This is a genomic window from Gottfriedia luciferensis (genome assembly GCF_002156865.1).
Lineage (GTDB): Bacteria > Bacillota > Bacilli > Bacillales > Bacillaceae_G > Gottfriedia > Gottfriedia luciferensis.
Genome location: NZ_NCTA01000020.1, coordinates 33095 through 47203 on the forward strand (window position 1 = coordinate 33095; position 14109 = coordinate 47203).

Genomic DNA, 14109 nt, shown 5'->3' on the forward strand with positions numbered 1-14109 from the left:
CACGACCAATTTTCGGCAGCTTGACATTAAGAGACTACTTCTGAAAGATCTTTCACCCATACATTCATATCTTCTAGTTTATCAAAAATATAACAATTGTTTGTCATTCTACCTGTGTACTTATAACCTAATTGATGAAAAGCCGCATTCATACCGTATGATAAGGAACGTGCAATTGTATATGAACAATAAATTGATTGCTCAATTAAATCCTGTTCTAGTTTTTTCATTAGTTCCTTCATTAGGCCATGCTTGCGGTGTTCTTCAAGTGTTGCACAGTTAGTGAGCTCTGCATTTCTTTGTCCGAAATCAATTTCAGCAGATGCAGCACTTACTATATTACTTTCCTTCTCGTAAATCCAGTAGATCGTACCTTCATCCATCGTCTTTTCTACATATTTTGGCTCATTTAATGGTGTTGGGTAGATTTGAAACACCTGTCCATATAAATTTGCCAGCTTTTTTGAATCGCTTTTTTCAGCTCTTCTAATTCGATATTCATCAGGAATGATTTTTTCATTTTTTCGATCACTTTTTAATACAGCTTCTACAATATCATCTCCGGCTGCCCAATATAGACTATTTCTTCTATCTTGACTAGTATATTTCGTAACAAAAAATCCATCACTACCTTGAAAATAGCCTTTAAGCGCAGATTCGATCATATATCCTGACTGTAAGAAGGAATAAAGATGTTCATTTCTTACTTTAATAATTAACTTTGTAAATTTGTATTCTTTCGCGAGTGCTTCTACTCTCTCAATTAGCATTGCTACATTACCTAAGTAATAATCAACACGGATTCGCTCATTGAAATGGTCTAAAGCACATTCAAAATAATAACTCTCTTGTTTAATCTTAATCGTTTCATAATACTTCTTTGTTTTCATATGCACCCTCCCCTACATTCTGGTCTTGTACTCCACACCAATCAATTAATGTACAGGCAATGATTTCTGCGGCTAAAAACATTTGATCTAAGTCAATATATTCATCTGGATAATGAGCTACTTTTGTTTCGCCTGGGCCAAAAACAATCATAGGAATCTCTAATACTTGTGAAAACAAGCCTCCATCTGTTCCCCACGGTGCTGCTTCAATTACTGGGTTTTGGTTTGTTATTTGGCTATAGTTTCTTTGTAGTGTTTGCACTAACTCACTATCTGCTTCAACAGAACCTGGAACCCATCTCGCCCCAAACCATTCTACTTCTACAGGGTTATCTACGAACCAATTATCAAGATTTTTAACTTCTTTAATCCAGTTTTCAAACTCTTCTTTCGCGTCTTCTAATCTTTCACTTGGTGCTACGCCAAATCTTCCCTCAAGAATTACTAAATCCGAAACAGAAGATGGCCATGTTCCTCCGTGAATTGTCCCTAAATTAATTGGAATTGGAATCGGTACTCCATCATATAATGGATCTTCTATTCGTTCATTTCGAATTTGCTCAAGTTTTTGGATTTGCTGAATAATTAACATGCTTTTTTCGATAGCGCTTACACCTTCATAGCGAGTACCCCCATGAGCTACCTTTCCTTTCACTTTAAGACGGAACCACATCGAACCTTGTTGCTTAATGAAAAATTTCATATTAGTTGGCTCAGGAATAATAACTCCATCGGCAGTATATCCTCGTAAAATCGTGGCAAGTGTGCCTGCTCCACCGCTTTCCTCTTCGATTACACTTTGGAAATAAACATTACCTTTAAGCGTAATACCGCTGTTCTTTATGGCTTCCATTGCTAAAATAAGAGAGACGTTTCCGCCTTTCATATCAGTTGCCCCACGTCCATAAAGCTTATTGTCTTTTACAGTTGCACTATATGGTGGATATGTCCATTGTTGAATATTCCCCTCAGGTACGACATCAATATGACCATTTAAGATCATGGACTTTCCTCCGCTTGTACCTTTCAGTGTAGCTACAATATTAGGACTCCCTTTAAAATTTTCTCTTGTTGAAATAAAGTAAGGATTATCCTGCAATTCCTCAATATCTGGCTCCCATACATCTAAATCCATGTCAAGCTCTCTTAATTTTTCTAATACAAGAGCCTGCGCTCTACTTTCATTTCCTGAAACACTATTTTCCATCACTAGCTGTTTAAGTAAATCAATTGCACTCTCTTTATTATTGCTTATATAGTCTTGAATAATTTTTTTATAATAACTCATATTTTTCACCCTTCTATATAAACATTTTTAGTTCTTTACTGATTTTAAGTTCAGCTCCAGTATGTTTTATAACATCCTCTACAGTATAAGGACTCATTAACTCTTTTAGAACTAATGCATGATCAACAACTTCGATGACTGCCATTTCTGTGATAATTAAATCTACACAGTTTTTTGAAGTTAAAGGCAAACTACATTCTTTTACAATTTTGGGATTTCCGGCTTTATCCGTATGATTCATAACGACGATCACTCTTTTGGCTTTTTGAGCTAAATCCATTGCTCCACCAATTCCAGGTACTCTTTTTCCTGGCACAATCCAATTTGCCAAATCACCGCTTTCGCTTACTTGTAATGCGCCTAATACCGTTAAATCTAGTAATCCTCTTCTTATAATCCCAAATGCAGTAGCACTATCAAAGTAACTAGCACCTTCTAATATCGTTATAGGGAAGCCTCCAGCATTACATAAGTTCTCGTCTTCCATCCCTTTTTCAGGACTTGGACCAATGCCCATAACACCATTTTCAGCATGAAACATAACATGAACATCTTCAGGTAGATAATCAGGAACGAGAGAAGGAATACCAATGCCTAAATTTACAATCATTCCATTCTTTATTTCTTTAGCAGCTCGCTTTGCAATCTTCTGACGAACGTCTATTCCCAAGCCCATTTCCAGTTCACTCCTTCTGATGGAATTATGTAATTAACAAATACACCTGGTGTTACGATTTCCTCTGGATTCAACGAGCCGAGAGGCACAATTTCTTCCGCTTCTACAATTGTAATTTCTCCTGCCATCGCCATATGAGGATTCATATTTCTGGCACTTTTGTCAAAAACCAAGTTTCCGAATGGATCGGCTTTCTTTGCATAAATAATACTGACCTCAGCCTTAAGAGCTTCCTCTACTAAATAAGGTTGGCTTTTTACAACCACTTTTTCCTTGCCATCTTCTGCCATGCTATCAAGACCTACATCTACTAAGATTCCTCCTAGTCCCATTCCACCGGCACGAATACGTTCTGCTAGAGTCCCTTGTGGGGAGAATTCGACTTTGAGCTTACCTTCCGTCATCAACTTTCCTGCAAACGGGTTTGATCCAATGTGAGATGTAACGATTGATTTGATTCTTTCGTTTTTTACCATCCTGCCGATACCTATATCTGGAAACCCAGTATCATTGCAAATTAAATGGATATCTTTTATCTCGCTTTCTAGTAGCTTTTGAAGTATTGTAGGCGGTGATCCAACTCCCCCGAATCCACCAACCATCAATGTCATTTCATTATGGAAATAATGAAGAACTTGTTCAATTGATGTTATTTTTTGGTACGTATTCTCAACTAAGTTCATCTGCTTTCCTCCTTAGCTGTATAGATCAGATGGGATCTCTCCATTTCCAATTCTTTTAAACTATTTTTAAGAATATGAAGAAGCTCGTCCAATTCTTCATAAGAAATGGTTAATGGTGGAGCGATCATGAAAGCTGAATCATCCTTTCCGTTCTTTCCAGCTACAGCAGGGTATAAAAGTAATCCTTTATTTGTTGCTTTTTGAATAAAAGCACTCGATTTTATATTATTAATAAATTCAATTCCAATTAATAAACCTTTTCCTCTAACATCTCCAATAATCGGAAATTCCTCTTTTATTTCTTTGAGCTTGTTTATTAAATAATTTCCTTTTTCTTCTGCAGCTTGTACTAAATTATGCTTTTCAACATATTCAATAACCGCTAATGATACGGCCGCAGAAAGTGGATTCGCACTAAACGTATGCCCGCTCATTACTAGCCTTGAGCCTTTCATAATTGGTTCAATTACTCGATCACTTGCAATCGTTGCAGCCATTGGTGTATATCCTGATGTCATTCCTTTACCAAGAGTAACAATATCAGGCTGAACACCCCAATGTTCCATCGCAAACATTCTCCCTGTACGACCAAGCCCTGTCATTACTTCATCAGCAATAAATAAAATATCGTTTTTCGTACAAATATCTTTTATTCTTTGGTAATAACCTTTTGAAGGTACAATCGCACCTCCTGCTGCTCCGATAATTGGTTCAGCAATAAATGCTGCAATATTTTCTGAGCCTATTCTCTCAATGGCTGTTTCTAATTCAGATGCACATGCTAAGTCACATGATGGATGTTCTAAGTTGAAAGGACAACGATAGCAATACGGTGGAGAAATTGTTGGGTAATCTTCTAAAATAGGAACAAAACGTTGACGGCGTAAAGGATGCCCTGACATGGACAAAGCTCCAATTGTTATACCATGATAGCTCATCCATCGTGAAAGGATTTTGTTTTTCCCTTTTATGCCCTTTTCTTGATAGTGTTGTATTGCTAGTTTCATAGCAGTTTCAGTCGCTTCGGTTCCACTATTAACAAAGAATGTCCAGTTTAAATCCCCTTGCGTTATTTCACTGATTTTCTTTGCAAGCTTTTCAGCAGGTTCACTCGTAAACTGTGAACGATAGACAAATGATACTCGTTTTGCTTGTTCAGTCATAACATTAATTATCTCTTCGACTCCATGACCGATTCCTACAGTAATTGCACCAGACGAACCATCAATGTACTTTTTCCCCTCTTTATCGAACAAGTACACCCCTTTCCCATGAGAAATCATAGGGTAATGCTGAGCAAGTAATGGTTTAATTAAATAATCTCGATCCATCTTATCCCCACCTTTTCATAAAAATAGAGCAACGAAATAAAAAAGCCAAACTACTAAATATAAGTGATATTTTGATAGAGGCTATTTTTTTAGTATTCTTTCTTTCTGAAATACTTCCTTTTTATTTTTTTACACTTCTACTTTTGTTAGAGAGAAAATGAGTTAAAAACAGTAGTTTTTAAAGGGGAATTTAACCATAAAAAAAAGAGAACACGTAGTGTTCTCTCTTTTTGCTATTTTAAATCTATTTTTGTTCCGGGACGAACAGTCCAGGATGGATTTTTTCCTACTTTATCTTTTTCTTTTAATCCTTTAAGGATTGCAACCCATTTACCAGATTTTGGGCCAGTTTTAACTTTTTGCTTCTCTATTTTTCCCTTTTTAAGTACATATACATATGTTGATTTCCCTGATCCCTTAATGCTCGTTTCAGGTACAGCTAGTAGCTGCTTTGATTGTACGACAACATTCAGAGTTGTATCATAGCCAGGATATAAGTTCTTTTGCGAATCTAGACTGGCTTTAAATGAATAGTAAGGAATTGATTCCTTTTGTGAATCTTTCCCTTTTACGTTCGTATTGCTTGGAGATGACTTATAAGTAGGATAATCACTAACCTCTAAAATTTCACCTTTCCATTTCTTGTTAGGTACTACGTTAGAAGTCACAGATATTGGTTGGCCTGATTTAATTTTTGCTTTTTCTTCTTCCGTTAGTTTCCCTTCAATTTGAAATGGTTCATTCGATGCAATTTGCATAATTGCAACTTGCTGATTATCTGATGTTTGAAATCCTTGACCTATATTTAGGTTTAGATTATGTACTATACCATCCGTATTACTTTTAATCGTTAAAGATTCTTGTTGTGCTTTTAGTCCTTCAACCTCGAGAGTATACTTTTCTACATTTAGCTCAGCTACACGAAGATCATCATTAGCTTTATTTAGTTCAATTTGAAGTGACTGGACTGAAGAAATATTAGCTGCACGATTAGCATCGTCCTTACTAGATGGTGTCGATGAATCAACTTCATTCATTTCTTGCTCTAACGAAGTGATTTGCTCATTCTTTTGCGTCACACTTGTTTCTGCTAGTTTTTTATTTGCTTCAGCTTGTCCAATCTCAGCTTTTAGAGTTGAGTCTTCATAAGAAAAGAGATTTTGTCCTTTTGAAACAGTGTCGCCATCTTTTACAAAAATCTCATTTATAGCTCCTTTAGTTGCATTTACATAAATAGTTTCAGTATGACTTTGCACAACACGACCTGAGACAGTTTTTGTTTTAATAAAATTTTCCATAGTTGGATTTATAAACTGTAATGTCTTAGATTTACTTTTTTTAACTTCAATTACGGCTACACTTAGCCCCACAGAAATGAATATTAAAACAAGGATCCCAATCAAAATCAGTTTTTTCTGACGTGGTGATAATGCTTGCTCATTTTCTGCATCAATTGTTTTGGCTGATCCCATAACAATACCCCTTTCTGAATCGGTAATTAGCGAATAATGCCAAATACTGTTAAACCGAACCCACTATCTATTTTCCTTTTTTTTAAAAAACGTTTCAAGGTGTATTTTTAGAAAATGAAAATATTCTATTTTACTCATTTGGATAATTCATTCTTTCTTCCTTATGCAGTCGAGATAACAGCTACATTCTTTTAAAAAACTAATTTAAAAGGACTACTATTTACACAAATTGTAAAGTTTAAAACATTCATACTATTATTGCATTATTTTATCGAAACATGTTACAATACATAAAAAAATCTTTGATTAACAGAATATAACCACTATTATTCTGTTAGTTTTTCTAATTGAATTCGTTTAATCGAATCAATAATGGTCTAAAAGACCTTTCATAAATAATATGGGGTTTAGTACAGCTCTCCCGTTGCAAACTGATTATTACTACGCACAAATTTTATGCGTATGTAATCTTTTACTAAAAATACACAGACTATTCACAAAAAGGGGGAGTACTAAATGAATGCTTTTTTTAGAAAAAAGTCTATTGAACAGCTTCAGCAAGACGGAGCTAAAAATACCGGCCTTAATCGTGTTTTAGGATTATGGCAACTTACTGCTATTGGACTAGGGGGAATTATTGGCGTAGGTATCTTTGTATTAACTGGTGTTGCCGCAGCTGAACATGCTGGGCCAGCAGTTCTACTATCCTTTATTATCGCAGGACTTGCCAGTGCAGCAGCAGCATTATGCTATGCGGAATTTGCCGGTTTAATTCCGGTAGCGGGAAGCGCCTATACTTACAGTTATGCTGTATTAGGAGAAGGAACAGCGTGGCTTATCGGATGGGATTTATTACTTGAATACGCGCTTGTAGTAGCAGTAGTAGCCATTGGCTGGTCTGGATATATGCAAGAGCTACTGCAACAGATTGGTGTTCATATTCCAGTATGGGCACAAGGTGCTCCTGGTACTGGAGCAGGACACAAGGTAAACTTAATTGCCGTATTAGTTAGTCTTGGGATCGCAGGTTTACTTACTTTAGGAACTGAGATGGGTTCAAAATTTAATTCGTTAATGGTTATCATTAAATTAAGTATTATTCTATTAGTTATTGGGGTAGGTAGCTTCCATATCAACTCTGCTAACTGGCATCCATTCATGCCTTTTGGATTCCATGGAGTAATGAGTGGAGCAGCTTTAGTATTTTTCGCGGTATTTGGTTATGATACTTTAACTACAGCAGCAGAAGAAGCAAAAAGACCACAAAGAGATTTACCACTAGCTGTTATCATATCGTTAGCAGTCGCTTTATGTTTGTATGTTGCTATGTCACTAGTTATCACAGGTATGGCACCTTATGAAACGCTTAATAATGCTGCTCCTGTAGCAAAAGCTTTTAGCAACATCGGAATGAAGTGGATTACATTAATAATTTCAGCCGCTGCTATCACAGGTATTCTATCAGTTTTATTCTCATTTATGCTTGCTGGATCACGCATATGGTTTTCTATGAGCCGTGACGGTTTATTACCAAAATATTTTACAAAATTGCATTCTAAATACAAAACACCTTATCGTCCAACTTTAATTATTGGAGTGATTACTGCTTTTGTTGCAGGCGTTACACCAATTAACGAAGTTGCCGAATTAGTTAATATTGGTACACTTACTGCATTTATCTTAATCTGTTCATCAATCATCGTTTTACGAGTAAAACGCCCAGATTTAAAAAGAGGATTCAAGACTCCGCTGGTTCCACTTATTCCAATAATCGGAATAGGATTCTCAGCTTATCTAATTGCTAGTCTTCCTGTTATAACATGGATTCGTTTTGTAGTATGGATGATTATAGGTCTTGTCATTTATCAATTCTATGGTAAGAATAAAAGTAAATTGAAAGAAAATTACGATAACGATAACAAAACAAAGATCAGCTAATCTAATAGAAATAATTGATTAGTAGCAGACCCCTACTATAAGGGGTCTGTTTTCTTTTTTAATGAAATGATTTATATAAATAAAGAAAACTCGCCGGTTGGCGAGCTTTTAAGTGAAGACAGTGGCAAAATTGGCAACTACGTCTAGTTCTACCTGCTGCCAATAAATTGTGAAAATTCTACTGTTCACCCATTATATCAAGATTCTTTGATTCAAAGTTATCAAGCAATGCACGAACTTCATCTGTTGATTTAGTGTTCACCAATTGATTTCTTAATTCACCAGCTCCACGGAATCCTTTGACATAAATTTTGAAAAAGCGATGAAGCCCTGTAATTGAACGAGGCACTTCTTCCGCATATTGATCTTGTAGGTCAAGCTGTAGTCTTAAAAGATCAAGGTACTCTTTACTACTATGCTCCTTTGGCTCTTTTTCAAAAGCAAATGGATTTTTAAAAATACCTCTTCCGATCATAACGCCATCAATACCATATTGTTCAGCAAGCTGCAGCCCAGTTTGACGGTCAGGGATATCTCCATTAATCGTTAGCAGCGTATTTGGTGCGATGCGGTCACGTAATTTTTTGATTTCCGGAATTAGCTCCCAATGAGCATCAACTTGGCTCATTTCCTCTCTTGTACGTAAATGAATAGAAAGGTTCGCAATATCCTGTTTTAAAATATGCGTTAGCCACTCCTCCCACTCATTAACTTCCTTAAAGCCAAGTCGTGTTTTCACGCTGACAGGTAGTCCGCCCGCTTTTGCTGCTTCAATAAGTTCTGCCGCAACGTCTGGACGAAGAATAAGGCCACTACCTTTACCTCTCGATGCTACATTCGGTACAGGGCAGCCCATATTAATATCGATGCCTTTAAAACCTAGTTCTGCCATACCAATACTCATTTGACGGAAATATTCGGGATTATCCCCCCAAATATGCGCCACCATTGGCTGCTCATCTTCTGTAAAAGTTAAACGTCCACGCACACTTTTCATACCCTCCGGATGACAATAGCTATCCGAATTTGTAAACTCAGTGAAAAATACATCCGGTCGACCGGCTTTACTTACTACGTGACGAAAAACAACATCCGTCACATCTTCCATTGGTGCAAGTACAAAAAATGGTCGTGGTAAATCACGCCAAAAATTATCTTTCATATTTCAATTCAATTCCTCTCAAAATAATCTACAAATAACTGGAAGTAAATAAGAAAAAGCAATGCCCAAGGATCAGTTGCCTTCTTTCAGTACTAATTTCGCGACCGCTTCACAATGACTAGTGTGCGGGAACATATCTACAGGTTGGATCTCTATTGTTTTATATCCGCCATCTTCAAGTACTCTTAAGTCTCTTGCTAAAGTTGCAGGATTACATGATACATAAACTACCTTGCTTGGTTTCATCTCAATGATTGTATTTAAAAGAGCCTCGTCGCACCCTTTTCTAGGTGGATCTACGACTAATACTTCTGCTTTAATCCCTTGCTTGTACCAATTCGGTATAACCTCTTCAGCTTTTCCTACTTCAAATTCAACATTTGTCATCTCGTTAATCATGGCATTTCGTTTTGCATCTTCAATCGCCTCTGGTACAATCTCTACTCCGTAAACTTTTTTCGCTTTTTGAGCCAAAAATAGTGAAATAGAGCCGATTCCACAATATGCGTCAATAACTGTTTCATTTCCATTTAGATTGGCATACTCGAGTGCTTTATCATATAAAACCTTTGTTTGAATTGGGTTAACCTGATAGAACGAGCGAGCTGAGATTTCAAACGTAATGTCTCCAATTTTATCTTTAATTGTTTCGCTTCCATATAAAACAAATGTTTGTTTCCCAAGAATCACATTCGTTTTCTCATTGTTAACATTTTGGATAATACTTGTAATACCTGGATGTTTCTTAATGATTCTAGCTATTAGTTCATCTTTTTTAGGAAAGTTTACCTTATTTGTAACAAGAACAAGCATTGATTCATTCGTATAGTAACCATAGCGTGCCATGATATGACGTAAAAGTCCTTTATGTGTTATTTCATCATATGGATCGATTTTTAATTCATCACAAAGTTCTTTAACCCCTTGAATCATTTCATCATTTTCTTTACCTTGGATAAAGCATTCATTCATTGGAATGATTTCATGGCTTCTTTTTTGATAAAAACCTACTACAAGTCCACCTTCTAGCTCTCCTACTGGAACTTGTGCTTTATTTCGATAACTCCATGGGTTTTCCATTCCTAAAACCGGATGAATCACTACATCATCAAGTTTACCAATTCGTTTAACAACCTCTACTACTTGTTTTTGCTTCGCTTCAAGTTGTCCTTCATAGCTCATATGCTGAGTTTGACAACCACCACATTGATCATAAATTTTACAGATTGGTTCAACGCGGACATCGCTTTGTTTATGAAATTCAATAATTTTACCAAATCCAAAGCCTTTACTTGTTTTTAAGACTTTTATTTTTGCTTTTTCACCCGGAAGTCCATTTGGTACAAAGATCGGATATCCATCTACCTTTGCTACTCCATGACCTTCATGGGTTAAATCTATAAATTCAACTTCAATAAATTGATTCTTTTCTACAGGTAACACTCTTTTCGACAAGTCCTTTACCTACCTTTCAACCTTTTGATAAACCATTACAATATTATATAAAGAAAGCCCACCTCTGGCTAGCTTTTCGATACCAAACATATTGTTGAAATTATACTTAATTCCTAGAATTGGCTTCAATGTCAGCTACTATTCCTTGATGCCAATTATTAATTACTTTATACATAAAGAAAACTCGCTGATTGGCGGGCATTTAGTTGAAGACAGAGACTTAGTTGCACTTATCTTTCATACCTATAATTGGAAAATGCGTCCTTTCTTGCTCCGCTGCCAATTTATACATTCTTAATATAAAATAAATAACCACGTAGACTACCGTGGTTATTTACAGCCTTACTTATTAAGGTACATAGATTTCTAAATGATTATAAAGCATATCGACTGTGCATGGCGTCTCTCCACCATATTCACCATCAATATTTAATAGTAACTTCTCATCTGACGTAATTTTCAAATGACTTGCTCTAGTATAAAGTACATATTCATTTTGAACGTGTTGACCCCTTAATAATTGTGCACAAACGCGAATGATTTCTGCAATATTGGATTTCTTTAATACTAATAAGTCAAATTGTCCGTCATTTATACTTGCATCAGGAGCAATTTTCTCGAAACCACCTACAGAATTTGTATTCGATAATAAAAACAAAAATGCTTCTTCATCAAATACTTTTCCATCGTACTCAATCTTTAATCGAGTGGGTTTAACTTTCGGTAACATTTCGATCCCTTTTAAATAATACGCTAGTTGTCCTAGCATGGTTTTTAATTTGCTTGGTACTTCATATGTTAATTCTGTAATTTTGCCAGCAGCTAAAATATTTACGAAATATTTATCATCAACTCTACCAATATCAAGTGGAACAGTTTGCCCATTTGTTATTACTTCAGCAGCTTCCATAATTGAAACATTTACACCGATAGCTCTAGCAAAATCATTTGTTGTCCCAACAGGGATTAATCCTAACTTTGGTCGATACTCTTGTTCTGCTAAACCACTAATGACTTCATTAAGTGTTCCATCCCCACCACATGCTACAACTAAATCAAATTTTCGATCACACGCTTCTCTTGCAGCGATTGTTGCATCACCTGCTCCAGTTGTTGCATGGCAAGAAGTCTCATATCCTGCTTGTTCAAATAATTGCAACACATCAGGAAGTTTTTTCTTAAAAATTTCACGACCAGAAGTAGGGTTGTAGATAATTCTAGCTCGTTTCATCATTAACCATCCTACTATTTTATTTATACTCTCTATCTTATATCGTAACCTAAAACGTTTTTGTAGTAAACTTTTTCCATTTACTTATTTATTTTTGCCTTTCTATAGCTGATTCAAACGCGTCTTAAACTTATAACATTTTATTAATTTATTAATTTTTTGTTCCAATGCTATATTTTTCTATTGTTTGGAACAACCTAACTATTATAGGACAATATTACGTTAAAAACATTAAAGTAGCATTAAGGATTGATAACTCAATGGAAAACAAACCACTGGCAAATGTAGAGTACTTGGCATTAAAGAAATTAACAGTTTTTCGTAATAGTATTTTTCGTTATTTACTACGAGCAATGATGGCTAGTATGTTCATAGGCTTTGGAGTTATAGTAGCATTTAAATCAGGTAACTATTTTTATGCCGAACATTCACCGTTTGCATACCCTATGGCTGCTATTACTTTCGGTGTAGCTATTCTTTTGATAGCATACGGCGGCGCTGACCTTTTCACTGGCAACACATTTTATTTTACTTATACCGCTATTAGAGGAAAAATGAATTGGCCAGAAGTCTTTCTTTTATGGTTAATGACCTATATTGGTAACATTCTAGGTGCAGCATGCTTTGCCTTACTAATCCATTTAACAGGGTTATATGACGACCCAACAGTAAGTGGATATCTTCTAAGTGTTGTAGACAAAAAGATGCACGTACCAACGGCTCAATTATTTTATAGAGGCATTTTATGTAACTGGCTAGTTTGCTTGGCATTTTTTATCCCGATGGCTCTTAAAGAAGACGTCGCAAAGATTATAACAATGCTGTTACTTGTTTTTTGCTTTTTTGTTTCCGGATATGAACATAGTATCGCTAATATGTGTACTTTTGCGATTGCACTTGTGATTGAACACCCAGAATCCATCTCATATGGAGGAGTTATTCATAATTTAATTCCTGTTACCATTGGAAATATTATTGGTGGAAGTATCTTAATGGCGTGTTTTTATTATTTCGTTAACAAACCTTATCTTGATCATGATGAAAAGGTATTGGAGTAGGTCCTACTGATTTTGGTTTTTCTATCATTTTAATAAATAAAGAATATTTATATTAAAAAGTACCCTAAAGAGTAGACACTAGATAAAGGTCAACTCTATGGGGTACTTTTTTAATAAACAAAATAGATAAACTGAGGAATAAAAATGTCGAAGAAACTTAAAAATCACTTTGAATTAGAAATTTAAAAAACAATTAATAGGAAACTTAGATTCTGTTAGTTTTAATTGTTGATTTTATACAAAACAAATATTTTAAAAAGATATTAGAATTTAATGTATAGAATATTGAAAGACGTTGGTTGGAGTGGAAGGTGCGAGACTCCTATGGGAGTAGCGGGAAGGGTGAGACCCCGCAGGCTTGCCGAGGAGGCTCAGCTCACGCCCCATGGAAAGGGAGCATCCTGTAACGGAAATCAACATTCTTTTTTAACAGAATCAAAACTTAAAATACAAGATTCTAATTTGATAAATCCACCTAGGGTGCACATTAATATTATTTTCAAATTAACACTTTGATGTTATATACAACAACAATCAAAAAATAAAATCGGCCGAAACCAATCATGTCAATTGTTTCAGCCGATTCTAGTAAAACGTATTCTATTAAGATAACTACGAGCGAAATGCTCGTAGTTTTTTGGAAGAAAATTATCTTTTTTGAATTTCTTCCATTAATATTTTATTTAATAATGGTGGATTAGCTTGACCTTTAGTTGCTTTCATCATTTGACCAACAAGGAAACCAATCGCTCGGTCTTTACCATTTTTAAAGTCTTCAATTGATTGAGGGTTCTTATCAAGTGTCTCAATTACAAGATTACGAAGAGTACCTTCATCAGAAAGCTGAACTAAACCTTGTGATTTAACGATTTCGTTAGCGTCTCCGCCTTTTTCGATTAGCTCAGTGAATACTTTTTTCGCAATT

11 protein-coding genes and 1 pseudogene are annotated in these 14109 nt (G+C 35.5%); 2 read left to right on the forward strand and 10 right to left on the reverse strand.

Annotated features, from left to right (window positions below):
• Nucleotides 1–26: 26 nt before the first annotated feature.
• The 6 genes from ablB to B7R67_RS14160 form a co-directional block, all read right to left on the reverse strand.
• Nucleotides 27–890, reverse strand: coding sequence for a putative beta-lysine N-acetyltransferase (gene ablB, locus B7R67_RS14135; protein ID WP_088071471.1), 864 nt, complete (start codon nucleotides 888–890; stop codon nucleotides 27–29).
• Nucleotides 868–2178 carry a peptidase gene (locus tag B7R67_RS14140; protein WP_088071472.1) on the reverse strand — a complete coding sequence of 437 codons (1311 nt, stop codon included), beginning with the start codon at nucleotides 2176–2178 and terminating at the stop codon, nucleotides 868–870. Before B7R67_RS14140 ends, ablB begins: the two co-directional genes overlap by 23 nt.
• Nucleotides 2179–2191: 13 nt before the next feature.
• Nucleotides 2192–2854 carry a 3-oxoacid CoA-transferase subunit B gene (locus B7R67_RS14145; RefSeq protein ID WP_088071473.1) on the reverse strand — a complete coding sequence of 221 codons (663 nt, stop codon included), beginning with the start codon at nucleotides 2852–2854 and terminating at the stop codon, nucleotides 2192–2194.
• Nucleotides 2839–3537, reverse strand: a complete 699-nt coding sequence (locus B7R67_RS14150) for a CoA transferase subunit A (protein ID WP_088071475.1) — start codon at nucleotides 3535–3537, stop codon at nucleotides 2839–2841. Before B7R67_RS14150 ends, B7R67_RS14145 begins: the two co-directional genes overlap by 16 nt.
• Complete coding sequence (locus B7R67_RS14155) at nucleotides 3534–4868, reverse strand: aspartate aminotransferase family protein (protein ID WP_088071477.1); 1335 nt, start codon at nucleotides 4866–4868, stop codon at nucleotides 3534–3536. Before B7R67_RS14155 ends, B7R67_RS14150 begins: the two co-directional genes overlap by 4 nt.
• A gap of 233 nt (nucleotides 4869–5101) precedes the next feature.
• Nucleotides 5102–6340, reverse strand: a complete 1239-nt coding sequence (locus B7R67_RS14160; RefSeq protein ID WP_088071478.1) for an efflux RND transporter periplasmic adaptor subunit — start codon at nucleotides 6338–6340, stop codon at nucleotides 5102–5104.
• Nucleotides 6341–6856: 516 nt separating this feature from the next.
• Here B7R67_RS14160 and B7R67_RS14165 point away from each other — a divergent pair.
• Complete coding sequence (locus tag B7R67_RS14165; RefSeq protein WP_088071479.1) at nucleotides 6857–8278, forward strand: amino acid permease; 1422 nt, start codon at nucleotides 6857–6859, stop codon at nucleotides 8276–8278.
• Nucleotides 8279–8456: 178 nt separating this feature from the next.
• Here the strand turns inward: B7R67_RS14165 and B7R67_RS14170 are convergent, their stop codons facing one another.
• The 3 genes from B7R67_RS14170 to B7R67_RS14180 all read right to left on the reverse strand — a co-directional run bounded on the left by B7R67_RS14170 (nucleotide 8457) and on the right by B7R67_RS14180 (nucleotide 12129).
• Complete coding sequence (locus B7R67_RS14170) at nucleotides 8457–9440, reverse strand: tRNA dihydrouridine synthase (RefSeq protein ID WP_088071480.1); 984 nt, start codon at nucleotides 9438–9440, stop codon at nucleotides 8457–8459.
• 72 nt (nucleotides 9441–9512) lie between these two features.
• Nucleotides 9513–10895, reverse strand: a complete 1383-nt coding sequence (rlmD, locus tag B7R67_RS14175; protein ID WP_088071481.1) for a 23S rRNA (uracil(1939)-C(5))-methyltransferase RlmD — start codon at nucleotides 10893–10895, stop codon at nucleotides 9513–9515.
• A 349-nt stretch (nucleotides 10896–11244) separates the two neighbouring features.
• A complete protein-coding gene (locus B7R67_RS14180) occupies nucleotides 11245–12129 on the reverse strand; it encodes a diacylglycerol kinase (RefSeq protein WP_088071482.1) in 885 nt (294 codons plus the stop codon).
• Between the two features lie 257 nt (nucleotides 12130–12386).
• On the opposite strand from B7R67_RS14180, the gene B7R67_RS14185 reads away from it, so the two are divergent.
• Nucleotides 12387–13184: a formate/nitrite transporter family protein gene (locus B7R67_RS14185; protein ID WP_088071483.1), complete on the forward strand. Its 798-nt coding sequence runs from the start codon at nucleotides 12387–12389 to the stop codon at nucleotides 13182–13184.
• A gap of 648 nt (nucleotides 13185–13832) precedes the next feature.
• On the opposite strand, the pseudogene B7R67_RS14195 reads toward B7R67_RS14185, so the two are convergent.
• Nucleotides 13833–14109 (reverse strand): annotated as a pseudogene (locus tag B7R67_RS14195) (Asp-tRNA(Asn)/Glu-tRNA(Gln) amidotransferase subunit GatB); the annotation flags it as partial.